At 75.4% G+C, this 25,172-nt stretch carries 19 protein-coding genes and 1 pseudogene; 11 read left to right on the top strand and 9 right to left on the bottom strand.

Annotated features, from left to right (window positions below):
• The first annotated feature begins 55 nt into the window (after positions 1-55).
• Positions 56-1,276 carry a glycoside hydrolase family 6 protein gene (locus J116_RS04065; protein WP_023590628.1) on the top strand — a complete coding sequence of 407 codons (1,221 nt, stop codon included), beginning with the start codon at positions 56-58 and terminating at the stop codon, positions 1,274-1,276.
• Positions 1,277-1,304: 28 nt separating this feature from the next.
• On the opposite strand, the gene J116_RS04060 is transcribed toward J116_RS04065, so the two are convergent.
• A complete protein-coding gene (locus tag J116_RS04060; protein ID WP_023590629.1) occupies positions 1,305-2,333 on the bottom strand; it encodes a S66 family peptidase in 1,029 nt (342 codons plus the stop codon).
• A 170-nt stretch (positions 2,334-2,503) separates the two neighbouring features.
• On the bottom strand, positions 2,504-3,118 hold the full coding sequence (locus tag J116_RS04055) for a GNAT family N-acetyltransferase (protein ID WP_023590630.1): 615 nt from the start codon (positions 3,116-3,118) through the stop codon (positions 2,504-2,506).
• A 347-nt stretch (positions 3,119-3,465) separates the two neighbouring features.
• On the opposite strand from J116_RS04055, the gene J116_RS04050 reads away from it, so the two are divergent.
• The 8 genes and pseudogenes from J116_RS04050 to J116_RS04015 all read left to right on the top strand — a co-directional run bounded on the left by J116_RS04050 (position 3,466) and on the right by J116_RS04015 (position 11,764).
• A complete protein-coding gene (locus tag J116_RS04050; RefSeq protein ID WP_028964679.1) occupies positions 3,466-4,566 on the top strand; it encodes a glutamate--cysteine ligase in 1,101 nt (366 codons plus the stop codon).
• A gap of 113 nt (positions 4,567-4,679) precedes the next feature.
• Positions 4,680-4,853: a CsbD family protein gene (locus J116_RS04045; RefSeq protein WP_023590632.1), complete on the top strand. Its 174-nt coding sequence runs from the start codon at positions 4,680-4,682 to the stop codon at positions 4,851-4,853.
• A 360-nt stretch (positions 4,854-5,213) separates the two neighbouring features.
• Positions 5,214-5,762, top strand: coding sequence for a DUF5709 domain-containing protein (locus J116_RS04040; protein ID WP_023590633.1), 549 nt, complete (start codon positions 5,214-5,216; stop codon positions 5,760-5,762).
• Positions 5,763-5,815: 53 nt separating this feature from the next.
• Positions 5,816-6,460 carry a 2Fe-2S iron-sulfur cluster-binding protein gene (locus J116_RS04035; protein ID WP_023590634.1) on the top strand — a complete coding sequence of 215 codons (645 nt, stop codon included), beginning with the start codon at positions 5,816-5,818 and terminating at the stop codon, positions 6,458-6,460.
• Positions 6,457-7,465: pseudogene (locus J116_RS28260) on the top strand (FAD binding domain-containing protein). The gene J116_RS04035 and the pseudogene J116_RS28260 overlap by 4 nt, the downstream one beginning before the upstream one ends.
• Positions 7,466-7,549: 84 nt before the next feature.
• On the top strand, positions 7,550-9,691 hold the full coding sequence (locus tag J116_RS04025; RefSeq protein WP_023590635.1) for a xanthine dehydrogenase family protein molybdopterin-binding subunit: 2,142 nt from the start codon (positions 7,550-7,552) through the stop codon (positions 9,689-9,691).
• 42 nt (positions 9,692-9,733) lie between these two features.
• Complete coding sequence (locus J116_RS04020; protein WP_028964681.1) at positions 9,734-10,621, top strand: hypothetical protein; 888 nt, start codon at positions 9,734-9,736, stop codon at positions 10,619-10,621.
• Between the two features lie 213 nt (positions 10,622-10,834).
• Positions 10,835-11,764, top strand: coding sequence for a glutaminase (locus tag J116_RS04015; RefSeq protein WP_028964682.1), 930 nt, complete (start codon positions 10,835-10,837; stop codon positions 11,762-11,764).
• Here the strand turns inward: J116_RS04015 and J116_RS04010 are convergent.
• Complete coding sequence (locus J116_RS04010) at positions 11,733-13,826, bottom strand: MMPL family transporter (RefSeq protein WP_023590638.1); 2,094 nt, start codon at positions 13,824-13,826, stop codon at positions 11,733-11,735. The two genes, J116_RS04015 and J116_RS04010, sit on opposite strands and share 32 nt — an antisense overlap.
• A gap of 167 nt (positions 13,827-13,993) precedes the next feature.
• Positions 13,994-14,500 carry a MarR family winged helix-turn-helix transcriptional regulator gene (locus J116_RS04005; protein WP_051204035.1) on the bottom strand — a complete coding sequence of 169 codons (507 nt, stop codon included), beginning with the start codon at positions 14,498-14,500 and terminating at the stop codon, positions 13,994-13,996.
• Between the two features lie 128 nt (positions 14,501-14,628).
• On the opposite strand from J116_RS04005, the gene J116_RS04000 reads away from it, so the two are divergent.
• Positions 14,629-16,293, top strand: coding sequence for an SDR family oxidoreductase (locus J116_RS04000; RefSeq protein ID WP_079147650.1), 1,665 nt, complete (start codon positions 14,629-14,631; stop codon positions 16,291-16,293).
• On the top strand, positions 16,290-17,660 hold the full coding sequence (locus J116_RS03995; RefSeq protein WP_023590641.1) for a cryptochrome/photolyase family protein: 1,371 nt from the start codon (positions 16,290-16,292) through the stop codon (positions 17,658-17,660). The genes J116_RS04000 and J116_RS03995 overlap by 4 nt, the downstream gene beginning before the upstream one ends.
• A 59-nt stretch (positions 17,661-17,719) precedes the next feature.
• Here the strand turns inward: J116_RS03995 and J116_RS03990 are convergent, their stop codons facing one another.
• From J116_RS03990 to J116_RS03970, 5 genes are all read right to left on the bottom strand, one after another.
• On the bottom strand, positions 17,720-19,789 hold the full coding sequence (locus tag J116_RS03990; RefSeq protein WP_028964683.1) for an iron ABC transporter permease: 2,070 nt from the start codon (positions 19,787-19,789) through the stop codon (positions 17,720-17,722).
• On the bottom strand, positions 19,786-20,796 hold the full coding sequence (locus J116_RS03985; protein WP_023590643.1) for an ABC transporter substrate-binding protein: 1,011 nt from the start codon (positions 20,794-20,796) through the stop codon (positions 19,786-19,788). Before J116_RS03985 ends, J116_RS03990 begins: the two co-directional genes overlap by 4 nt.
• 113 nt (positions 20,797-20,909) lie before the next feature.
• On the bottom strand, positions 20,910-21,716 hold the full coding sequence (locus J116_RS03980) for an ABC transporter ATP-binding protein (protein WP_023590644.1): 807 nt from the start codon (positions 21,714-21,716) through the stop codon (positions 20,910-20,912).
• On the bottom strand, positions 21,713-23,515 hold the full coding sequence (locus J116_RS03975) for an IucA/IucC family protein (protein WP_023590645.1): 1,803 nt from the start codon (positions 23,513-23,515) through the stop codon (positions 21,713-21,715). Before J116_RS03975 ends, J116_RS03980 begins: the two co-directional genes overlap by 4 nt.
• 71 nt (positions 23,516-23,586) lie before the next feature.
• Positions 23,587-25,167, bottom strand: coding sequence for a pyridoxal phosphate-dependent decarboxylase family protein (locus J116_RS03970; protein WP_023590646.1), 1,581 nt, complete (start codon positions 25,165-25,167; stop codon positions 23,587-23,589).
• Positions 25,168-25,172: the final 5 nt, after the last annotated feature.

Genomic DNA, 25,172 nt, shown 5'->3' with positions numbered 1-25,172 from the left:
GGGAGCGCTCCCAGACCGCTCTGATCCTTGTGCCGACCGTGACGAAGGGCTTGTCATGCGCCTGCGTACCCGCACCACCGGCCGCCTCCGGGCGGCGACCGCCTTACTGGCCCTGCCGCTGGCCCTCGCCGCCGGGCTGCTCACCTCTCCTGCCGCCGCCCGGGAGGGCGCCGCGCCGGCTCCGGAAGGCGCGGCCGCCGGGCGGTCCGGTACGGCCCTGTACACCCCGGCCCCGAACCCCGGCGCCCTCGCCCAGGCGCGGAGCCTCGAGGCCGAGGGCCGGTTCACCGACGCGGCCGGGATACGGAGGATGGCCGGCACCCCGCAGGCCGTGTGGTTCCACGGCGCGTCACCGGCCGAGGTCCACGACGCGGTCCTGGCCGTCATGCGGGACGCCGCCGCCAAGGGCGCCGTCCCCGTCCTGGCCCTCTACAACGTGCCAGGCCGGGACTGCTCCAACTACTCCGGCGGCGGCGCCTCCACCACCGCCGAGTACCAGGCGTGGACCGACGCCGTCACCCGCGCCATCGGCACCCGCCGGGCGTACGTCGTCCTCGAACCCGACTCCCTCGCCCTGCTGCCCTCCGACTGCGGCCAGGACGACGCGCAGGGCACCCGCACCACCGCCCGCTACGACGAGATCCGGTACGCCGTCGGGCGCCTCGCCGCCCTGCCCCGCACCAAGGTGTACCTCGACGCCGGCCACCCCGGCTGGCACAGCGTCCGCGCGATCGTGCCCCGCCTGGTCCGGGCCGGCGTGGGCGGCGCCACCGGCTTCTACCTGAACGTGTCCAACTACCACACGGACGCGGCCAACGTCCGCTACGGCAAGCTGATCTCCACCTGCCTGGCGTACGTCTCCGGCGGCGGCCAGGCGTCGCAGTGCCCCGACCAGTGGACCCCGCAGGCCGAGGCCGACGCCTGGACGGCCGCCCACACGCCCGCCGACACCTCGCGGATGAAGCGCTTCGTCACCGACTCCAGCCGCAACGGCCGCGGCCCCTGGACCCCGCCCGCCGGGGTCTACCCGGACCCGCAGGACTGGTGCAACCCGCCGGACCGCGGACTCGGCGCCCGCCCGACCACGGCGACCGGCCAGGCGCTCCACGACGCGCGCCTCTGGATCAAGATCCCCGGCGAGTCCGACGGGCAGTGCCTGCGCGGCACCCCGGGACCCGAGGACCCGGCGCGAGGCATGATCGACCCGCGCGCGGGCGCCTGGTTCCCGGAGCAGGCACTCGAACTCGTACGGCTGGCCCAGCCGCCCATCGTCTGACGCGACTCGCGTCGGGCCCGGCCCCGCGTCAGGCCAGGGTCTGCGTCACCTCGTGCCGGGTCGCCGTGTGGACGACCCGGCCGAGCGCGCCGTTGACGAGCGGCAGGTGCGGCTGTACGTGGCCGCACTCCACGTCCGCGATCAGCGGCACGCCCAGCGGCCCCAGCGCGTCCAGCACCGCGTCGTACTGGGTGAGGGACGGCCGGTCGGGCGCGGCGGTGCGGCCGATCAGCACGGCGTCGGCCGCGTCGAAGAACCCGGCCAGCCGCATCCCGTGCAGGGTGCGGCAGATGCTGAACGCGTTGTCCTCGCAGGCCTCCACGTACACGATCAGCCCCTCGGGGGCGTGGGCGCGGGCGAAAGCGGACACGTCCCCGTACGGCGTCCCGGCGAGGCCGCTCAGCGTCTCGACGCAGCCTCCGACCAGCCGTCCCCGCACGTCCACGTCCCCGTCGCCGTCCAGGCGCCGCCAGGTGCCGGGGGTGTCCAGCCTCAAGGTGTCCACGTGCGGGTCGGCGGCCCAGTCGTCCCAGCCGGGGGAGCGGTAACGGCCCGGCGAGTTCTGCGTGAACGTGCCGCCCTCGGGGACGGTCACCACGTCGAGCCAGGACAGCAGGCCCTCCGGTGTCCGGTACGGGGTCTCCATCAGGTTGGCGCCGTGGAGCGTGGCCGTGCCGGTGAGCAGCGTGAGGGGGGTGAGCAGGGTGGACATGTCGGAGTAGCCGACGAGCCAGGTGGGTTCGGCGTCGCGCAGCCGGTCGAAGTCGAGGAGCGGGACCACGTCGATCCCGGTCTCGCCGCCCCACGGCGGCACGACGGCCCGCACGGCGGGGTCGGTGAGCATCGCCGTCAACTCGGCGGCACGGTCGGCGGCAGGGGCGCTGACGTGCCCGGAGCCGTCCATGCAGTCGCCCAGCACGACCTCGTACCCGCGCGCCTCCACGGCGCGGACGGCCACGTCGAGCCGCGCCCGGAGCTCCTCCGGCACACCGCTGGACGGGGAGGTGACGGCGATACGGTCGCCGGGGCGCAGGGGGCGTGGGTAGCGAATCGACATGTGCGGGATTCTGGCACCGCCGCGTCCCCCCGCGCCCCCGGTTGAAGCCCCCGTCCGCCCCGCCGCGGGCTGCGAGGCCGGGGTTCACGGTCGCGGACCGGAGGCCGCCCGGTCCTGTACGGCCCCGGTGATGTCTCACCCGCGACGGCTGCGCGGGCGGACGCGGGGCGCTATCCGCCGTGGCCGGGTCCGTCCAGGCGGGCGGCCAGGCGCTCCTTGGCCGCGGGCCACTCCGAGGCGAGGATCGAGAAGTACACCGAGTCGCGCCAGGTGCCGTCCGGCCGCCTGCGATGGCGGCGCAGGACCCCTTCGCGCCGCGCGCCGAGCCGCGCGATGGCCGCCTGCGAGCGGTGATTGAGATGGTCGGTCTTCAACTGCACGCGCCCCATGCCCAGGTCCTCGAACGCGTGGGTGAGGAGCAGCAGCTTCGACGCGGTGTTGACCGCGGTGCGCCAGTACGCGCGCCCGTACCACGTCGAGCCGATTTCCAGCCGCTCGTCGGCCACGTCGATGTCCATGTACGTGGTCCAGCCGACGGCCCGGCCGCTCGCGAGGTGGATGACCGCGAAGGCGACGTACTCACCGCGCCCGGCGTGCTCCAGCAGCTCGGCGAGCTTGCCGCGCAGCTCCTCGCGTGTCCGGGGCGCCGGCCCTCCCAGCCACCTCCACACCTCCTCGTCGCGGCCTCCCGCCGCGAACAGATCGTCGAGATGGTCCATCGACAACGGCTCCAGGCGTACGTGGGGGCCGACGAGCGTGACGGGCAGGGGAGCTGAGGCAGACATGACGGGGAATCTATCCCGGCTTCGCACTAGCCGCAAACAGTTTCTGTACTAGTGCGATTGACGCCCTGTGTCCCCGGGTGACGGTCGGCGGGCGCGCGGTGGGTGTGGGGTCCGGGGCGGCCGGGTGGGGCTGCAGGTGGCCGACGGGGCTCGGAGTGCGCTGCGGAGAGGTGTCGGCACCGTTGTTTTGGCCGGGGGCGGCGGGAACTGGCCAGATACCCGTGAGGGGCTTCCCGGGCGGTGCGTCCGCCCGCCGCACCGGGGATGATGGACGACCCAGCACGTTCGGCAAGTCCGGCAGTTCCGTCATGGTCCGCTCAAGGATGCGATCGGAAAGGCGGGTTCTTTTGCGCAGTGTCGGAGTGGAGGAGGAGCTCCTCCTCGTGGACCCGCGATCGGGGGAGCCGCGCGCTCTCTCCGAGGAGGTGCTGGCCGTCGCCGCCCGGCACCACCAGGGGCAGGGCCACGCCTACACCAAGGAACTACACGGCCAGCAGCTGGAGTTCGGGACGGAGCCCCGGACCGTGATGGGCGAGGTGGCCGCCGAGATCGAGCGGTGCCGCGCCGGTGCGGCCCGGCTCGCCGCCGAGGCGGGCGCCGCCGTCGTGGCGCTGGCCACCTCGCCCCTGCCGGTCGGGCCCGCCGTCACCGAGGGCAAACGCTACCGGTGGATACAGGAGCACTACGGGCTGACCGCCCTGGAGCAGCTCACCTGCGGGTGCCACGTCCATGTGTCGGTCGCCTCCGACGAGGAGGGCGTGGCCGTTCTCGACCGGATACGGCCCTGGCTGTCGGTGCTGGTCGCGCTGAGCGCCAACTCCCCGTTCTGGCACGGCAAGGACACCGAGTACCACAGCTACCGCAGCCGGGTGTGGGGCCGTTGGCCGTCCGTCGGGCCGGTGGAGCTGTTCGGCTCCGCCGACCGGTACCACGAGCGGGCGCGCGAGCTGCTCGCCACCGGCGTCCTCCAGGACGAGGGGATGCTCTACTTCGACGCCCGGCTCTCCCGGCACTACCCGACCGTCGAGATCCGCGCCGCCGACGTCTGCCTCGACGCCTCCACGACCGTCCTCGTCGCGACGCTCGCCCGCGCCCTCGTGGACACGGCCGCGCGGCACTGGCGGGAGGGCCGCCCGCCCGCGCACCACGGCATCGGACTGCTGCGCGCCGCCGCCTGGCGGGCCGCCCGCTCCGGGCTCGACGGCGAGCTGGTCCACCCGCGCACGATGCGGCCCGCCCCGGCCGAGCGGGTCGTCCAGGCGCTGTTCCAGCACGTCGAGGAGGCGCTGGACGAGAACGGCGACCACGCGCACGCCAGCAAGGCCCTCGACGACCTGGTGAGCGGCGGCAACGGCGCCCGCGTCCAGCGCCGGCTGCTGCGCCGGCACGGCACCCTGGGGGCCGTCGTCGCGGAGTGCGTACGCCGCACACAGGAGGGGGTGCGCTGATCCGGGGCACCCGGGGTGGGCTGGTACGGGCTGGTGCGTCCTGGTTTGGTCGTACGGGGGCGGGGCAGGCGCACCCCGTGGGGGTAAGCGACCGACAGCCAGGGAGTACGCACATGTCCGCTAAGCGGAAGGCAAACGCCAAGGTCGAGCAGGCCAAGGGTGCGGTCAAGGAGAACGTGGGCCGCACGGTCGGCAACGAGAGCATGACCGCCGAAGGCCGCACCGAACGGGCCAAGGCCGACCTGCGCGAGGCCGGCAAGAAGGCCAAGAACGCTTTCAAGCGCTGAGTTCCCCGCGCCGGGCCGGGAGAACGCTCTCCCGGTCCGCGCCGGTGCTCCGCGCCCCACGCGCCGGACCGGCGCGCCCGCCACAGGGTCCGGCGCCCGCCACAGGACCGACCGGGTCCACCGATTACCGCCGGGCCACCCGGTCCACCGGGCCCTGTCGGTTCCGACGGGTCCGACCGGGCCCCCCGAGGTGCCGGGGCCGCGTCCCGTGCCGCCCCCGTACGACGCTCCACGCGCCGCGCGGGGGCGGCACGGGCGTGTCCGGCGCCCGTTTGCACCGCGCGCGGGTGCCGGGATGTGTGACCTGCGCCAGGCTGGATACGCGGAGCAGGCGAAACCGCAGCCGACCGGGAGCGAGCCATGGGAACCGAAGAGACGATGGGCGACGAGGTCTACCAGCCCGACCCCACCGACGACCGCCAGATCCGCGAGGACCACGGGATCCTGGACGACGAGGACACCCTTTCGGACCGCGCCTCCAACCCGTACGACGAGGGCTACTCGCCCCCGGAGCGGCCCCTCGCCGCCGACGACGTCGGCACCACCGCCCGCGAGCAGCGCGAGGGCGAGAGCCTCGACCAGCGGCTCTCCCGCGAGGTCCCCGACCTCCCCCAGGGCGCCGAGGCGTCGGACGGCATCGGTGACCTGCCCGGCGGCATGGGCGAGCCGATGGACGACCAGGTCGGCCGCGACCGGTCCGGCAGGCTCGTCGCCCCCGACGAGGGCGCCCGCACCGACACCGAGAAGGACGTCGTCGGCCGGGACGTGGGCGTCGACGGCGGCGCCGCGTCCGCCGAGGAGGCCGCCGTCCACCTCGTACCGGAGCCCGACGAGGAAGGCGAGGGCGACCGGGGCTACGTGGGCGACACCGGCATCGGGGGGGACACGGGCGACGAGCGCAGCGGCTGACCCGCCCCGGCCCGCCGCCCCACGCACCGCCCACCCCGAAAGGCCCCGCACCCGTGCAGCCGACGACGCCCCCGCCACCGCCCGACGCGTACCACTCCGAGGTCACCCTGCGGGTGAACGGCGAGCCCCGCGCGCTCACCGTCGATCACCGCACCACGCTCCTCGACGCGCTGCGCGAGGGACTGGACCTCACCGGCGCCAAGAAGGGCTGCGACCACGGCCAGTGCGGCGCGTGCACGGTCCTCGTGGACGGGCGCCGCGCCAACAGCTGCCTCCTCCTGGCGGTCACCCTCGACGGCAGCGACATCACCACCGTCGAGGGCATCGCCAAGAACGGCCCCGCCCGGCCCGCCGCCCCTCAGGACGGCGCCCCGCAGGACGGCAACGCCCCGGACGGCGCCGCCCCGCAGGACAGGGGCGGCGGCGGGCCCCGGCTGCACCCGCTCCAGCGGGCCTTCCTCGACCGCGACGCCTTCCAGTGCGGCTACTGCACCCCCGGCCAGCTCTGCTCGGCCCTCGGCATGCTCGCCGAGGCCGCCGCCGGGCACCCGTCCCTCGCCACCGACCCGGACGCCCCGCCCGCCCAGGGTCCCGTCCCGCTCACCCCGGACGAGATCCGCGAGCGCATGAGCGGCAACCTGTGCCGCTGCGGCGCCTATCCGAACATCGTCCAGGCCGTGGAGGACGTGATCCGGTGAAGCCCTTCGCGTACGTCCGCGCCCGCACCGTCCAGGAGGCGACCGCCGCCCACGCCGCGCACCCCGGCGCCCGCTACCTCGCGGGCGGCACCAACCTCGTGGACCTGATGAAGCTCGGCGTCGAGACCCCCGAGACCCTCGTCGACATCACCCGCCTGCCCCTCGACACGGTCGAGGAACTGCCCGACGGGGCCCTGCGCGTCGGCGCCACCGTCCGCAACAGCGACCTCGCCGCGCACCCCCTCGTCCGCGCCCGCTACGCCGCCGTGTCCCGCGCCCTGCTCTCCGGCGCCTCCGGCCAGCTCCGCAACACCGCCACCACCGGGGGCAACCTCCTCCAGCGCACCCGCTGCCCCTACTTCCAGGACCTCACCAAGCCGTGCAACAAGCGCGCCCCCGGCAGCGGCTGCGGCGCCCGCGACGGCGTCCACCGCGACCACGCCGTGCTCGGCCACTCGTACCTGTGCATCGCCACCCACCCCTCCGACCTCGCCGTCGCCCTCGCCGCCCTCGACGCGGACGTGGAACTCCACGGCCCGGACGGTGAACGGACGGTGCCCGCCGCCGATTTCCACCGGCTGCCCGGCGACCACCCCGAACTGGACACCGTCGTCCAGCCCGGCGAGCTGATCACCGCCGTCACGCTGCCCGCCGCGACCGCCGGGCTGCCCTCCGCGTACTGCAAGGCCCGCGACCGCGCCTCGTACGCCTTCGCCCTGGTCTCCGCCGCCGCCGTCCTCGACCTGGACGCCGACGGGACCGTACGCCACCTGGGGCTGGCGTTCGGCGGGCTCGCGCACCGCCCGTGGCGCGCCCGCCGCGCCGAAGCCGCCCTCCTGGGCGCCGCCCCCCCCCCCCACAACGTCGCCCAACGTCGCCCGCGCCCTGGCCGCCGAACTCGACGCCGCCGAACCGCTGCGCGACAACGCGTACAAGGTGCCCCTCGCCCACCGGCTCGCCGCGGCCGTCATCGGCGACCTCGCGGGCACAGCCCACCCCACCTGACCCGCCCCCGGCCCGCCGCCCGCCCCCGGCCGGAGCGGCCCCCCGCCGCCGACCCGTCCGTGCCCCCGACACCCGGAGCCCCCCATGGCCGCCACCGCCACCCCGCACACCCTCGGCACCCCCGCCGAGCGCATCGAGGGCCGGGACAAGGTCACCGGCGCCGCCCGCTACGCCGCCGAGCACACGCCGCCCGGCTGCGCCTACGCCTGGCCCGTCCCCGCCGGGGTCACCTGCGGCCGCATCACCGCCGTCGACACGGCCGCCGCCATGGCCCAGCCCGGCGCCGTCGCCGTCCTCACCCCGTTCAACGCGCCCCGCTTCGCCGCCCCGCCCGACGACCCCGAACTCGACGTCCTCCAGTACGACGCCGTTCCGCACCGCGGCTGGTACGTCGCGCTCGCCGTCGCCGACACCCTGGAGAACGCCCGCGCCGCCGCCGCGGCCGTCCGTGTGACCTGCGCCGGCCACGGCGACGAGCCCGAGCCGCACGACGTCGTCCTCGCGGAGGACCACCCGGAGGCGTACACCCCGGAGAAGGCCAACGGCGGCTATCCCGCCCACCGCCAGCGCGGCGACGCCCCCGCCGCGTTCGCCTCCGCGCCCGTACGCGTCGAGGCCCTCTACCGGGTGCCGCCGCTGCACAACCACCCCATGGAGCCGCACGCCGCGACCGCCCACTTCGCGGGCGGCCGGCTCACCGTCTACGACTCCTGCCAGGGCACCAACCCCGTCCGCTCCGTCCTCGCCTCCCTCTTCGACCTGCCCGAGGACCGCGTCACCGTCGTCGCCGAGCACGTCGGCGGCGGCTTCGGCGGCAAGGGCACCCCCCGCCCGCACGTCGTGCTCGCCGCGATGGCCGCCATCCACACCGGCCGCCCCGTCAAACTCGCCCTGCCCCGCCGTCACCTGCCGTCGGTCACCGGCCACCGCGCACCCACCCTGCACCGGCTCCGCCTCGGCGCCGAACCCGACGGCACCCTGATCTCCGTCAGCCACGAGGTCACCACCCACACCTCCCGCATCACCGAGTTCGTCGAGCAGGCCGCCGTGCCCGCCCGCGTCATGTACGGCTCGCCGCACAGCCTCACCACGCACCGCGTCGTCCCCCTCGACGTGCCCAGCCCGTCCTGGATGCGCGCCCCCGGCGAGACCCCCGGCATGTACGCCCTGGAGTCCGCCATGGACGAACTGGCCCACGCCCTCGGCATGGACCCCGTCGACCTGCGCGTCCGCAACGACCCCGCCACCGAACCCGACAGCGGCCGCCCCTTCAGCAGCCGCCACCTCGTGGAGTGCCTGCGCGAGGGCGCCCGCCGCTTCGGCTGGGACCGGCGCGACCCGCGCCCCGCCGCCCACCGCGAGGGCCCCCTCCTCATCGGTACCGGTGTCGCCGCCTCCACGTACCCCGCGTGGGCCGCGCCGTCCACCGCGACCGCCACCGCCCACCCCGACGGCACGTACACCGTCCGGGTCAACGCCACCGACATCGGCACCGGCGCCCGCACCGTCCTCGCCCAGGTCGCCGCCGCCGCGCTCGCCGCGCCCCTGGAGGCCGTACGCGTCGAGATCGGCAGCACCCGACTGCCGCGCGCCCCGCTCGCCGGGGGCTCGTCCGGCACGGCCTCCTGGGGGTGGGCCGTCCACCAGGCGTGCGCCGACCTCGCCGCCCAGGTCGCCGGGCAGGACGGGCCGCTCCCCGGCGAGGGGCTGACCGTCGCAGCCGACACGACAGCCGAGGCCCGCCGCACGCCCCCGTACGCGCGCCACGCGTTCGGCGCCCAGTTCGCGGAGGTGCAGGTGGACACGGTCACCGGCGAGGTGCGCGTACGGCGCATGCTGGGCGTGTTCGCCGCCGGGCGCATCCTCAACCCGCGCACCGCGCGCTCCCAGTTCACCGGCGGCATGATCATGGGCCTCGGGATGGCGCTCACCGAGCACAGCACCATGGACGCCGCGCACGCCGACTTCACCGAGAGCGACCTCGCCGCCTACCACGTGCCCGCCCACGCCGACGTGCCCGCCGTGGAGGCCCACTGGATCGACGAGGACGACACCCTGCTCAACCCCATGGGCAGCAAGGGCATCGGCGAGATCGGCACGGTCGGCGCGGCCGCCGCCATCGGCAACGCCGTCCACCACGCCACCGGCGTCCGCTTCCGCGAACTGCCCCTCACCCCGGACCGGGTCCTCCCCGCACTTCACCCGGACGGGCGGTTTGCCGCCTGAGCGGTCCGCCTACGGGCTCGGCGCCGCCCTACCGTGCCGGGCATGGTGACCGCAGACGACATCGCCCGGCAGGTGGGAGCGGCGCTCCTGGAGGAGTACCGGGAGCGGCTGCGCGGCGCGCTGCTCGGCCAGCCCAAGGAGTGGCTGGCCGACGAGCTCATGGCCCGCCTCGCCGGCACGCACGACAGCCGCCCCGCTGCCCTCGCCGCCCTGGTGGACGGCGCCCCGCCCCGCCCGACGCCACGCCACGCACAGCCCGTACGGGGCGGGGCCCCCACCCCTGGCACGGCTCCCGACGGCCACACCACCGGCCCCGCCGGGCAGCCCTCCCCCGGTCCCGCAGGGGAGCCCGGGCCGCTGGCCGAGAGCGACGAGGACCGGGCGCGGCGCCGCGAGCGGCTCCGCGCGTGCCCCCTCGACGACGACGCGCTCGCCGAGCGGGTCGCCCGGCTGCGCTCCTGGACCCGCGAGCGGCTGGAGGCCGAGGGCCTGCTCATCGACCCGCCCGCCATGGGCGGCCCGCTGATCGGCCCCGACCACCGCTCGCCCGCCGGTGAGGCGCTGCTGCTGGAGGCGAAGGACCTCCTGTACGCCCTGCCGTTCGGGGACACCGACGACGGCGTACGCCTCGACCGGGTCGAGCGGGAGCTGCTGACCCTGACCCTGCCGCGCGCGAAGGCGCACAGCCTCACGTTCCTGCTGCGCGCCGCGACCGAGATCGGTGCCGTCGGCACTTGGCGCGACCCGTCCGGCGGCGCCCACGACGAGCGGGCCCCGAACCTCCTCCTCCAGGTCGAGTACGGGGAGGTCGCGGACGAGCTGGTCGGCAACGGCCTCGCCGCCGCCCTGCGCCTGATCAACCACCTGGAGGTCAACGAGCAGGTCCTCTACGGGCGCATGGAGAACGTCGAGGAGAGCACCCTCGGCTGAGTGCCGCCGGCCGCCAGCCGTCAGCCGACAGCCGCCCGCAGCAAGCCCGGCGACGCCCGCTCGCCGTCCCCGTCGGGGCCCCGGGTGGCCGCAGACGTGGACGGGCCGGGAGCGGAGGCGGGCGCGGGGGCACAATGGGGGCGGATCGTCCCCGGTGCGGCGCCCCCGCCGCCGTACCGCGCCGGTCCCCGTCCCCGTTCTCGTACCGCCGGAGTGAGCACCGCCGTGGCCCTCGCCTTCCAGCCCGTCCTCGACCAGATCGCGGCCGACATCGCCGCCCGACCGGGCCGGGGCCGCCCGGCGGACTACATCCCGGCGCTCGCCGAGGCCGACACGAGCCGCTTCGGCATGGCCGTCGCGGAACCCGACGGCACGGTCTACGGCGTGGGCGACTGGCGGCAGCCGTTCTCCACCCAGTCGATCACCAAGGCGTTCACCCTCGCCCTGACCCTCTCCCTGGAGGGTGAGGCCCTCTGGGAGCACGTGGGCCGCGAGCCGTCCGGCAACCCGTTCAACTCGCTCGTCCAGCTGGAGTACGAGAACGGCATCCCCCGCAACCCGTTCATCAACGCGGGGGCCCTCGTCGTCACCGACCGGCTCCACGCCCTGACCGGCGACGCGTCCGGCACGCTCCGCGCGTTCCTGCGCGCCGAGAGCGGCAACGCCGACCTGGACTTCGACCACGCGGTCGCCGCGTCGGAGGCCGCGCACGGCGACCGCAACGCCGCCCTGGCGTACTTCATGGCCTCGTACGGCAACATCGGCACGCCCGTCCCCGAGCTGCTGGAGCAGTACTTCCGCCAGTGCTCCCTGGAGGCGTCCTGCGCGGACCTGGCGCTCGCCGCCGGGTTCCTCGCCCGGCACGGCATCCGCGCCGACGGCTCCTCGCTGCTCACCCGCAGCGAGGCCAAGCAGGTCAACGCGGTGATGCTGACGTGCGGCACCTACGACGCGGCGGGCGACTTCGCGTACCGGGTGGGCCTGCCCGGCAAGAGCGGCGTCGGCGGCGGCATCATCGCCGTCGTCCCCGGCCGCTGCACGCTGTGCGTGTGGAGCCCGGGCCTGGACCAGCGCGGCAACTCCGTCGCCGGGGTCGCCGCGCTGGACCGCTTCACGACCCTGACGGGCCTGTCCGTGTTCTGAGCGTGCTCGGCCACCACGACACCGGCCCGATGTCCCGCACCAGCGCCGGTACGAGCAGCGACCGGACCACCAGGGTGTCCAGGAGCACGCCGAACGCGACGATGAACGCGATCTGGAGCAGGAACGCCAGCGGGATGACCGCCAGCGCCGCGAACGTCGCCGCCAGCACCACGCCCGCCGAGGTGATCACCCCGCCGGTCGCGGTCAGGCCCCGCAGCACGCCTTCCTGGGTGCCGTGGAGGAACGTCTCCTCCCGCACCCGCGACATCAGGAAGATGTTGTAGTCCACGCCCAGCGCCACCAGGAACACGAACCCGTACAGCGGGACCGACGCGTCCGTGCCGCTGAACCCGAGGAGCCGCTCGAAGACCAGCGCGGAGACGCCCAGCGTCGCCAGGAAGTTCAGCGCCACCGTCGCCACCAGCAGCACCGGCAGCAGCAGCGAACGCAGCAGCCCCACCAGGATCAGCAGGATGATCACCAGGACGACGGGCATGATGACCGTCCGGTCCCGCTCGGCGGTGCGCTGCGTGTCGTACTGCTGCGCGGTGTACCCGCCGACCAGCGCGTCCGCGTCCGGTACGGCGTGCACGGCGGTCCGCAGCCGGGCCAGCGCGGCCTTCGCGGCGTCGCTGTCGGGCGCGGCCTCCAGCGTGGCGTTGAGCTGCACGCGCCCTTCGGCCACGAGCGGCGGGCCGCCGCCGGGACGGCCGGAAGCGGTGACCGGTACGACCGAGGCCACTCCGTCGGTCCGCTCGGCCGCCTCCGTCACGGCGGGCAGCGCCGAGGCGTCCGCGATGATCACCGCCGGGTTGCCGGAGCCGCCGGGGAAGTGCTCCGCGAGGGTCTTCCCGGCCGCGACGGACGGCGCGTCGTCCACGAAGATCTCGTCCAGCGGCACGCCCCGCGCGGTGAGCGTCGGCGCGAACGCCGCGCAGGCCACCAGCACGACCAGCGTGCCCGCCCACACCTTGCGCGGGGAGCGGTCCACCAGGGCGGCCACCTTCGTCCACAGCCCGTGCCCGGCGCCCGACGCGGCGGGCTTCGGCGAGGCCGGCCAGTACGCCGCCCGGCCCAGCAGCACCAAGACGGCCGGGAGGAACGTCAGCGCGCCCAGCACGGCGCACACGATGCCGATGGCGCCGACCGGGCCGAGCGCCCGGTTGTTCGTCAGGTCGCTGAGCAGCAGCGCCAGCAGGCCCAGGGCGACGGTCGCGGCGCTCGCCCCGACCGGCCCGTACGACTGGCGCAGCGCCTCCCGCATCGCGGCGTACCGGTCGTCGCGCCGCCCCAGCTCCTCCCGGAACCGGGCGGCGAGCAGCAGCGCGTAGTCGGTGGCGGCGCCGATGACCAGGATGAACAGGATGCCCTGCACCTGCCCGTCCACCCGGACCACGTCCGCGTCGGCCAGCACGTACACGACCGCGCACGCCAGGGCCAGCGCGAACACCGCGCACAGGATGACCACGAGCGGCAGCAGCACGCTGCGGTAGACCAGCAGCAGGATCAGCAGCACCGCCGCGAGGGCGACCCCGAGGAGCAGCCCGTCGATCCCGGCGAACGCGTCCTTCAGGTCGGCCTGCGTGGCGGCCGGGCCCGCGAGCTGCGCCCGGGTGCCGGGCACCTCGTCGGCGGCGGCCCTGACCCGGTCCAGTACGGCGGGCAGCTCGTCGCCCAGGCCGGGCGCCAGCCGCAGCGCTCCCTGGAGCGCCTCGCCGTCCCGGGAGGGCAGCGCGGGCGACGGCGCGCCGACCACGCCGTCGGTGCCGGTCAGGGAGGCGAGTGTCCGCGTCGCGGCCTGCTGCCGGTCGGGGGAGAGGCGCCCGCCCCCGTCCGCCGTCCACACGACGACGAGGGGCAGCGTCTCCTCCTGGCGGAAGGCCTTCTGCGCGTCGAGGACGCGGGTCGCCTCGGCGTCCTGCGGCAGGAAGGCCGCCTGGTCGTTGGTGGCGACCTCGCCGAGCTTGCCCGCGTAGGGGCCGAGGCCCCCGCCCACGGCGAGCCAGACGGCGATGAGCAGCGCGGGCAACAGCCGCCGGGCGAGGGCCGGGGAGGCGGACATGGTTCTCCTGCGGGAAGTGACTCCGGGTGTCTCGACGAGAAACTATCTTAATGGTTGAGATAGATGGCAACCGGGTGCGGCGCGCCGTGGCCGGGGGCCGCCGGGCCGCGCGCCGGGTGTCTTTCCGGGGCAGTGGCGGAGGCGTGCCGTTCTCGACCCTGTCCGGGTCAGTGGCTGGGCGTGCCGTTCTCGCCGCCGCCCGCCAGCTCCTCGTTCAACGCCGTCAGGAACCGGAGCGCCACGTCGAGCTCCTCCGGGGTGAACCGCGCGGTCGCCGCCTCCGACGCGTCCGCGAGCGGCCGGAAGAACGCGCGGGCGGTGGCCCGGGCGCCCGGCTCGTAGTGCAGGTGGACCACCCGCCGGTCGGTGCTCTCGCGGGACCTGCGGATGTGCCCGGCCCGCTCCAGCCGGTCCACGCACGCCGTCACCGCGCCGGACGTCAGCCCGAGGCGCTCCCGCAGCCGCCCCGGCGTCATCGGCTCGTCGGCGTCCAGGACCGCGGCCAGCGCCTGCACGTCCGTCGGATGCAGGCCCTGGCTCGCGGCGAAGGCGTGCACCAGCCGGTTCACCTCGCCGTTCATCCGGCGCAGCTGGACGGCGAACGCCTGGAGATCCACCGGGGCCGGCCGCTCAGCCCGTGTCTCTTCGCCCGTACGGTCGTCGTCCCTGGTCACCACCTGGTCAGCCTATAGAAGCACCGGCGTCCGCACCCCCGCCGGGCCCCGGACGGGCGGAAATCCGGCAGCCGGTCCACGGTGGAGGGGACACTCCGTGGACGACGACACCGACGGAGGGGGATCCCATGCCGCCGCCCGAACCCGCACCCTCTGACCCTGACGTGCCGCCCCCCGGCCCTGGCCAGGACCCGGACCGGGACCCGGATCCGGGCCCCGCCGGGCGGGCCGGCCGCGCGCCGGGGCCGCTCTGCCTGGTCACCGGCGCGTCCGGGTACATCGGCGGGCGCCTCGTCCCCGAGCTCCTCGACGCCGGGTACCGGGTCCGCTGCCTCGCCCGCACCCCAAGCAAGCTACGCGACCACCCCTGGGCCGAGCGGGTCGAGACGGTACGCGGCGACGTCACCGACCCGGTGTCGGTGCGCGACGCGATGCGCGGCGCCGACGTCGCGTACTACCTGGTCCACGCCCTCGGCGCCGGACGCGGCTTCGAGGACACCGACCGGCGCGCCGCGACCGTCTTCGCCGACGCCGCCCGTGCCACCGGGGTCCGGCGCCTCGTCTACCTGGGCGGCCTCACCCCCGCCGGGGTGCCCGACCAGCAGCTCTCCCCGCACCTGCGCTCCCGCCGCGAGGTGGGGCGGATCCTCCTCGCCTCCGGCGTCCCCACCACCGTGCTGCGCGCCGCCGTCATCCTCGGCTCCGGCTCCGCCTCCTTCGAGATGCTCCGCTACCTCACCGAACGGCTGCCGCTCATGGTCACCCCGCGCTGGCTGCACACCCGCATCCAGCCGATCGCCGTCCGGGACGTGCTGCGCTACCTCGTCGGCAGTGCCGCCATGCCGCCGGAGGTCAGCCGCGTCTTCGACATCGGCGGGCCCGACGTGCTGACGTACCGCGACCTGATGCGCCGCCACGCCGCCGTCGCCGGGCTGCCGCCGCGCCTCATCCTGCCCGTGCCGCTGCTCACCCTGCGCCTGTCCAGCCTGTGGGTCGGGCTCGTCACGCCCGTACCGGCGTCCATCGCGCGGCCGCTCGCCGACTCGCTGCGCCACGAGGTGGTCTGCCGGGAGCACGACATCGCCCGGTACGTCCCCGACCCGCCCGGCGCGCCCCTCGGCGTGGACGACGCCCTCGCGCTGGCCCTCCGCCGCGTCAGGGAGGCCCGCGTCACCACCCGCTGGTCGTCCGCGTCCGTGCCGGGCGCGCCCAGCGACCCGCTGCCGACCGACCCCGACTGGGCGGGCGGGAGCCTCTACACCGACGAGCGGGAGCGGCTCGTGGACGCCACCCCCGAGCGGCTGTGGCGGGTCATCGAGGGCGTCGGCGGCGACAACGGCTGGTACTCCTTCCCGCTCGCCTGGGCCGTTCGGGGCTGGCTGGACCGGCTGGTCGGCGGGGTCGGCCTGCGCCGGGGCCGCCGGGACGCCGCGCGGCTGCGTGCCGGTGACTCGCTGGACTTCTGGCGCGTCGAGGAGATCGAACGCGGCCGGCTGCTGCGGCTGCGCGCCGAGATGCGGCTGCCGGGGCTCGCCTGGCTGGAGATGTACGCCGAGCGCGACGAGCGGGGCCGCACCCGCTACCGGCAGCGCGCCCTGTTCCACCCGCGCGGGCTGCTCGGGCACGCGTACTGGTGGAGCGTCGCCCCGTTCCACGCCGTCGTGTTCGGCGGGATGGCCCGCAACATCACCAGGGCGGCGGAGCGACCGGAGGCCACGGGTACGGCCCCGGGGCGAGGCCCCGGCCCCGGGCACGTCCACGGTCCCGGGGCGGGGCCCGAGGGGGCGCGGTGACCACGGCCGTCGTGCTGTTCACCTGCGACCTGCGGCTGCACGACCATCCGCCGCTGCGCGCCGCCCTGCGCGCGCACGACACGGTCGTCCCGCTGTTCGTCCGGGACGAGGGCGTCGCCGCCGCCGGGTTCGCCGCGCCCAACCGCGCCGCGTTCCTCGCGGACTGCCTGGCCGACCTGGACGCGGGCCTGCGGCGACGCGGCGGGCGGCTCGTCGTCAGGTCCGGGCGGGTCGCCGACGTCGTGTGCGCGGTCGCCGCCGAGACGGGCGCCGCCGAGGTGCACATGGCGGCCGACCACAGCGGGTACGCCCAGCGCCGCGAGGATTTGCTGCGCACCGCCCTGGCGGGGGAGCGGCGGGCGCTGCGGGTGCACGACGCGGTCGGCACCGTCGTACCCCCGGGCGCCATCGCCCCGCGGGGGGCCGCGCACTACGCGGTGTTCGGCGCGTACCACCGCCGGTGGACCGCCGAGCGGGTGCGGGGGCCGCTCACCGCGCCGCGTGCCGTGCCCGTCCCGGACGGGGTGCGGTCCGAGGAGCCGCCCTCCCGGCAGGGCGTCGCGGGCGTGTCGCCCGGCCTGACGCGGGGCGGCGAGACGGAGGGGCGGCGCAGGCTCGCCGCGTGGCTGGGCGGACCCCTCGACGCGTACGCGGACCAGCAGGACGACCTGGCGGCCGACGGCACCTCGCGCCTCTCCCCCTACCTCCACTTCGGCGCCGTCTCCGCCACGGAGGCCGTCCACCGGGCGCGCGCCCGGGGCGGGCCGGGCGCCGACGCGTTCGTACGGCAGCTGTGCTGGCGCGACTTCCACCGCCAGCTGCTCGCCGCCCGCCCGTCCGCCGCGCACGACGACTACCGCACCCGCCACGACCGCTGGCGTACCGGGCCGGGGGCAGAGGCGGACGCGGAGGCGTGGAAGGCGGGCCGTACGGGCTATCCGGTGGTGGACGCCACGATGCGCCAACTGGCTCGCGAGGGCTGGGCGCACAACCGGGGCCGCCTGATCGCGGCGAGCTTCCTGACCAAGACGCTCTACGTGGACTGGCGGGTGGGCGCCCGGCACTTCCTGGAGCTGCTGGCCGACGGCGACATCCCCAACAACCAGCTGAACTGGCAGTGGGTGGCGGGCACGGGCACCGACTCCCGTCCGAACCGGGTCCTCAACCCGGTGGCGCAGGGCCGCCGTTACGACCCGGACGGCGTGTACGTCAGGCGCTGGGTGCCCGAACTCGCCCGTGTCGGCGGCCCGTCGGTCCACGAGCCGTGGAAGCCCTCCGTCCGGGCGCAGGCCCCCGCCTACCCGCCGCCGATCGTGGACCTCCCGCAGGCCCTGTCGCGCTTCCGGACGGCCCGGGGCCTGACCTGACCGCCCGCGAACCCGGGTGCCCGCCCCGGCGGTGGCCGCGACGGGCACCCGCGCCCGTGCTAGCGGTGGCCGCGCCGCAGTTGCCAGACGAAGTACGGCGTGCCGATCAGGGCCGCCAGGAGGCCCGACGGGATCTCGGCGGGGGCGATGGCCGTGCGGCCCACCGTGTCCGCGGCGATCATCAACGCCGCGCCCAGCAGGCCCGCCACGGGCAGCAGCCGGTGGGCGCGCGAGCCGGCCAGCATCCGCGCCGCGTGCGGGGCGACCAGGCCGACGAACGCCACCGTCCCGACCACCGCGACCGCGCACGCGGCGAGCGCCACCGCCAGGATTAGTACCGCCAGCCGGGTCCGCTCCAGCGGCAGGCCCAGCGTGCGGGGCGTGTCCTCGCCCAGCGCCAGCAGGTCGAGGCGCCGGAACGACAGCACCAGCAGCGGCACCCCCACCACCACCGCGCCCACCAGCACCGACAGGTCCGTCACGTCCCGCGCGTACGTCGAGCCCGACAGCCACGTCAGCGCCTGCGCCACCTGGAAACGCGCGCCCACCACCAGGTAGTTGGTCGCCGCGGTGGTCAGCGCGAACGTGCCGATGCCGACCAGCACCAGACGCTCCGGCGCCACCGAGCCCTTCCGCAGCGACAGCCCGTACGTCAGCGCGAACGCCGCCGTACCGCCCAGCAGCGCCGCCACCGGCAGCATCGCGTACGGCACCGTCGGCAGCGCCACCAGCACCAGCGCCGCACCGAACCCGGCGCCGCCGCTGACGCCCATCACCGTCAGGTCCGCGAGCGGGTTGCGCGACACGGTCTGCACGATGCCGCCCGCCACCGCCAGCAGCGCGCCCGCCAGGGCCGCCACCAGCAGCCGCGGCAGCCGGTACTCCAGCACCACGCCCCGCAGCAGCTCGTCCCCGCCGCCCGTCAGCAGCCCCGGCAGCCGGGCGAACGGCACGGCGATGTCACCCAGCACCAGACCGGCCGCCAGCAGCGCCGCCACCAGGGCGACCCCGCCCGCCAGCAGCGGCGGGTACGGCAGCCGCCGGCCGCGCCGCCCCGGCATGACCGTCCCGGGGGCGGCCGGCTCCGACGGCAGCCGCCGCGCCAGCCACAGGAACAGCGGCGCGCCGAACAGCGCCGTCACCACACCGGCCGCGACCTCGTTGCCGGTCGGCGACGTGACCCGCGCCAGCAGGTCCGCGGCCAGCAGCAGCGTCGCGCCCCACAGGGCGGCCGCGGGCAGCAGTGCCGCGTGCCGCCGCACACCGGCGAGGCGCACCAGGTGCGGGGCGGCCAGGCCCACGAAGCCGATCGGGCCGGTCACCGCCACCGCGCACGCCGTCAGCAGCACCGAGAGCAGCACCGCCGTCAGCCGCACCCGGCCCACCGGCACACCGAGGCCCCGCGCCGTCTCGTCGCCGGTGCCGAGGATGTCCAGGGCCCTGGCCAGCAGCAGCCCGCCGACGAGCCCCGCCCCGAGCAGCGGAAGCACCGTCAGCGACCGGGCGCTGTCGGCCACCGCGAGGGAGCCGTGCCCCCAGAAGAACACCGCGCCGGTCTCCTCCTGGAACAGCACCACCAGCACCGCCGTCACACTGGACAGCGCCAGCGTCACCGACACCCCGGCCAGCACCAGATGCGCGGGCCGCCCCCGCGAGCCGCCCGCCACGGTGTGGACGAGCGCCGCCGCGAGGAGCCCGCCGACGAACGCGATCCCGCCGCGCGACAGGTCGCCCAGCGAGAACCCGGTGATCGCGCTGACCGCCACCGCCAGGTAGGCCCCGGCCGTCACACCGAGCGTGTCCGGCGACGCCAGCGGGTTGCGCACCGACGACTGGAGCAGGCAGCCCGCGACGGCCAGCGCCGCACCGGCGACCAGACCGGCCAGGGTGCGCGGCAGCCGCCCGCCCAGCAGCACCGCCCGCGTGTCCGCGTCGCCGCCGCCCACCAGCAGCGCCAGCAGGTCGCCGAGGCCGATGTCGCTGCGCCCGTGCCCGAGGTGGGCCACGGTCACCAGCAGCAGCGCCAGCACCCCGCCCGCGACGACCGCGGCGGGGCCGGCCGGGAGGCGCAGCGCTCTCCCGGTCCGGCCCGGCACGGTGTCCGAGGGACGTGTAGCGATCCCGGTCATGAAGTGAGGGCGCCCGCGATCTCGTCGGCGACCTGAGCGGTCGAGAACGGCCCGCCGAAGAACCACGTGCCCGGGTCGAGGGCGTGGACACGCTTGTTCTTCGCGAAGTCCAGGTTCTGCCACAGGGCGTTCTTCGGCAGCGACGTGGCGAACACGTCGTCGTCCTCCGCGGCGACGTACACGAGGCTGGACTTCTCGACGGGCTTGAGGCCCTCGATGTCCACCTTGCTCATCCCGTACGCGTCGGCCTTGCCCTTCCAGGCGTTCTTCAGGCCGAGCTGCGGCAGCAGCCCGCCGGGGATGGTGGAGCCGGTGAGGACCTCCACCACGGCGGCGCCGTCCGTCGTGTAGCCGCGCGCGACGGTGACCTCGGAGCCGTTCCTGTTCGCCGCGTCCAGCTTCTGCTTCGCGGCGGCGATCTTCGCGTCGAGGTCCTTCAGCGCCGTGTCGGCCGCCTCCGGCTTGCCGACGGCCGTGCCGATCTTCTTCAGCGTGGCCCGCATCTCCTCGTACTCGCTGTCCGTGGAGTACGGGTCGAACATCAGCGTCGGCGCGATCTTGTTGAGCTGCTCGTAGTTGGCCTCGGAGCGCACCTTGGAGGTGATGATCAGGTCGGGCTTGAGCGCCTTGATCGTCTCCAGGCTGGGCGCCTGCCGCGTCCCGACGTCCTTGACGTCCTTGCCGAAGCGGGGCCCGCCGGTGACCCACTGGTCGTAGCCCTTGACGTCGGCGACACCGGCCGGGGACACACCGAGGGCCAGCAAATCCTCGGCGTAGGTCCACTCCAGCGCGACGACCTTCTCGGCGGGCGCCTTCAGCGTGGTGGAGCCCTTCAGGTGGGAGACGGTGACGCCGCCCTCCTGGCCGGCGCCGTTGTTCCCCTCCTTCGTCGGGGAGCCGCCGCCCGCCTCCTCGGCGGCCGAGCCGCAGCCGACGGCGGTGACGGCGAGCGCCGCGGCGGCGAACAGGGCGGTGAGGGCGGTACGGGCCCGTGGTGGAGTGCGCATGCGCGATGTTCCTTCGCTCGATCGGTGGTTCGCGACGGCCGTACGGGACGCCGGTGAACCAGTGGTACGGGCCGGCCGCACGGTGCGCGGCCGGGTGGTGCGACGGGTGGTGCTCAGGTGGCCGCCGCCGGTGACGGCTCGCGCCAGGTCGGCAGGCAGGTCGGCACACCCGTGTGGGGGTCGAGGGTGACGGTCGTGTCGATCTGGAAGGCGGTACGGACGGTGTCCTCCGTCAGCGCCTCGGCGGGCGGCCCGGACGTGACGATCCGGCCCCCCGCCAGCACGACCATCGCGTCGGAGAACGCGGCGGCCTGGTTCAGTTCGTGCAGCACCACCGCCACGGTGATGCCGTGCTCGTCCGCCAGCCGCCGCACCAGCCGCAGCACCTCGATCTGGTAGCGGATGTCGAGGTACGTCGTCGGCTCGTCGAGCAGCAGCAGCCCGGTCCGCTGGGCCAGCGCCATCGCGATCCACGCCCGCTGCCGCTCGCCGCCGGACAGCCGGTCCAGGGTGCGTTCGGCCAGCGGCCGCAGGTTCGTGGCGTCCAGCGCCCAGGCGACCGCCTCCCGGTCCTCGTCGCCGCCGCGCCCCAGCAGCCCCTGGTGGGGATGGCGGCCGTACGCCACCAGCTCCTCCACGGTCACCCCGGCGGGCACGATCGGCGACTGCGTCAGGAAGCTGAGCTTCCGGGCCAGTTCACGCGGGCGGTACTCGGCCAGGTCCCGCCCGTCCAGCACGATCCGGCCCGCGTCGGGGGTGTGCAGCCGGGCCAGCGCCCGCAGCAGCGTGGACTTGCCCGACCCGTTGGGACCGACCAGCGCGGTCACCGCTCCCGGCGCCAGGGTCACGCCGATGCTCCGCGCGACGGGCTCGCCCCCGTGGCCGAGGGTCAGTTCCCGCGCGCTGATCTCCACGCTCACGACAGCGGGTTGGGGACGGTGCCGTTCGGGCGCAGCGCGTGCCGCAGCGCCCGGTCGACATAGCGGGTGACGACGAGCCGGTCCGTGTTGAACGGGTAGCGCGGGAACTCGTCGGCGAGCATGTCGTACTCGGCGTACCGGTCCTTCTTGCCCGGGAACCGCTTCTGGTACGACACGACGGCCTGCCGCACCAGCCGCCAGAACCGCTCCTCGGGGACGCCCAGCTGCGCCTCCGCGAGAGGCGCCAGGTACCGGAAGTGGCCCAGCAGCAGCTGGTCCACGACGTGCTGGCGGATGACGACCGGGTTCTTGCGCGGCAGCACGTGGTCGTAGCCGTCCGGCTCGGGGCCGCGCTCGGGCACGGGCGTGTGCGACACGGACACGTCGTCCACGAAGTCCTTCAGGAACAGCCGCCGGGGCACGTCGTTCCCGTCGTACCCGATCAGCGTGTTCTGGCCGTGCGGGTTGAAGGTGATGCCGTACGTGTACATCACGTGCAGCACCGGGTGCATGACCGTCTCGAACAGCCGCGACAGCCACTCCTCGGCGGGCAGCCCCGACGCGCGGGCCAGCTCCGCCGCGAACGACGTGCCGCGCTCGTCCACGTACAGCAGCGACGCGAACGTACGGACCCGCTCGCCCTCGTCCCGCCGCGACGACACCGACTCCCGCCAGATGCAGCCGAGGGTCTCCAGATGCTGGTACGGCATGTCCGGTACCCGGTCCAGATAGGGGTGGCGGACCGTCACCGACGCGATCTCGCCGAGGAACACCGTGCGCAGCTCGTCGCGCAGCAGCTCGTCCTTGCCGAGCAGACCCGTCAGCCATTGCGTGGTGAGCGGCGCCCCCTGCGTGCAGTGCGGCGGGATGCCCCGCCAGATCAGCGTGTTGACGATCTTCAGGGGCAGTTTGACGTCATACCGGCCCCGCTCCGACACGTTCGTCATCGTCCGCACCGACTGCTGCGGCAGATACACGTCGCCGCTGTCCCCGAGGGGCACGATCCGCCGCTGGGCGATCTCCCCGGCGAACAGCACCTGCACCGCGTGGTCCCACTGCCACGGGTGGACCGGCATCCACACATACGCGTCCGGGTCGCCGCCCGCCGCCTCGATACGGGACCGGAACGCGGCGATCGTCCCCGCGTCCAGCTCGTGCTCCACGACGGACCGCTCGCTCAGGTCCGGCGTGCCCCGGAACTCCGCGAGGCCCCGGTGCACGGCGATCCACTTCAGCGTGACCGGCCGCCGCGCCTCCGGCGCGTACGCCCGCACGTCCGAAGCGGAGAACCCGATGCGGCCCTTGTTCGCGACGAGCGTCGGATGCCCCGTCATGGCGCACTCCAGCTCGGCGTGGCCCAGTTCGCGCAGCTCCGCCGCCGTCGCCCCGCCGTGCTCGATGCGCGCCGCGTCCACGGCGAGCGTCGACGACACCTCCGTGAGGTACATGCCGAGCGTCGGCGCGTCGGTGCCTATCGTGCCCGCGCAGTCCACCAGGAACTGCTGGGCGTCCCACGCGGGCGTCTCGATCTCGTTGCCGAGGAGGCCCGCCGCGCCGCGCGTCACCGAGTCCCCGGCGACCCGCCAGGAGCCGAGCGCGCCGCGCGTCGCGGAGAAGACGTACGAGACGCCGCTGTCCAGGTCGATCCGGTACCGGCCATCCGCCTCCAGCTCACGCGGCTCGATCAGCTCCTCGAAGGCGAACTCGGAGAGCGTCTTCGCCAGGAGCCTGCGGTTCGCCTCGCGCCACGACTCCGGTGACACGTCGGCGAGTTCGGGGACGGGGTGGCCGTCAGTCATACGGGCGGTGCCTTTCTCGTGTGGACGCCGGCTCTTCTTCCGGCCTTTACGCTGCTCCGCTTCGCTGTGCTTCATGCGACGCTCCCTTCCTCGATGGCCTCGACGGCCAGGCCCGCGCGGACGACCGCGTCGAGCAGGCCGTCCACGTCCGTGGCGCGGGTCCGCGGGTTCAGCAGGGTGAGCTTCAGATGGACGGCGGGGCGCCCGTCGGCGCCTGGCGCGTCGGTCCGTCCGACCAGCGCCGCGCCGGTGCGCAGCAGGCGGCGGCGCAGCGCCCCGTTGACGCGATCGGACGCGGCCGGGTCGTCCGTGACGTACCGGAAGACGACCGTGGAGAGGGTCGCCCCGGCGGTCAGCGCGAGACGCGGGTGCGCGGCTATGGACCGCTCGGCGTGCCGCGCCAGGTCGTGGCAGGCGTCGAGCATCGCCCCGACCCCGTCGGTGCCGAGCGCGAGGAACGTCGCCGCGACCTTCAGCGCGTCGGCGCGGCGGGTCGTCTGCAGCGACAGGCCGAGCAGCCCGTCGTACCCGGCCTCGCCGTCGTCGTCCGGGTTGAGGTACGCCACCCGCAGCCCCGTCGTCGGCGCGAAGTCCGCCGCGTCGCGGGCCAGCAGGACGCTCGCGGCGGCAGGCTGCCAGGCCGTCTTGTGCAGGTCCAGGGTGACCGTGTCGGCCTCCTCGACACCGGCCAGCAGCGGCCGCAGCCGCTCGGAGAACAGCGCGCCGCACCCGTACGCGGCGTCCACGTGCAGCCGTACGCCGTGCTCGCGGACGACGGCGGCGACCTCCGGCAGTGGGTCCACCGAGCCGTAGTCGGTCGTCCCGGCGGTCGCGACGACGGCGACGGGCAGGTCCGTGTCCGGGTCGGCGCGGCGCAGCAGGGCGTCCAGCGCCTCGGGCCGCATCCGGTGCCGCCCGTCCACGGGCACGGTGCGCACCGCGTCCTCGCCGAGCCCGAGGACGGCGCAGGCGCGGGCGACGGAGAAGTGCGCCAGCTCGGAGCAGTACACGAGCGGCCGCTGCCCGAACCCGGCCAGGCCGCGTCCGCGCACGTCCCGCAGCTTGGCCGTCGCCGTGTCCCGGGCGATCAGCAGCGCCTGGAGGTTGGACGCGCTGCCGCCGGGCGTGAGGACACCGTCCGCGTCGGGCCCGTACCCGGCGAGTTCGCACAGGCCCTTCACGAGCCGCCGCTCGATCTCGACGGCGTACGGGCCGGAGTCCCAGGTGTCCACGGACGCGTTGAAGATCCCCGCCAGCACGTCGGCCGCGGCGGCGACGGCCAGCGACGGCGGCTGGAGGTGCGCGGCGGCGCGCGGGTCGGCGAGGTCCACGGTGGTCTCCGCGCAGGCCCGGGCGAGCGCGAGGACGGCGTCCCGCCCCGCACCGGCGCGCGGCACGACACCGTCGGGGAACTGGGCGTCGACCAGGCCGGTCAGGTCCTCCGGGCCGAGCGCGGGCAGCGGGCCGCCGCGCCCGCGCAGCGCGTCGGCGCACTCGTGGACGATCTCGCGTACGAGCCGCTGCACTTCGGCGAGCCCGGCGGGCGCGGCGGCCAGCAGACCGGGGTCGAGCAGCGGGGAGGCCGGGGCGGCCGTGGCGGCGGGTGTGGGGGCGGGGACGGGGGCGGAAAGGGCACTGCCGGGCAGAGTCATGGAAA

It is taken from the genome of Streptomyces thermolilacinus SPC6 (genome assembly GCF_000478605.2).
GTDB classification, from domain to species: domain Bacteria; phylum Actinomycetota; class Actinomycetes; order Streptomycetales; family Streptomycetaceae; genus Streptomyces; species Streptomyces thermolilacinus.
The sequence above is the reverse complement of the archived record's forward strand: the minus strand, read 5'-3'. Positions and strand labels throughout refer to the sequence as shown.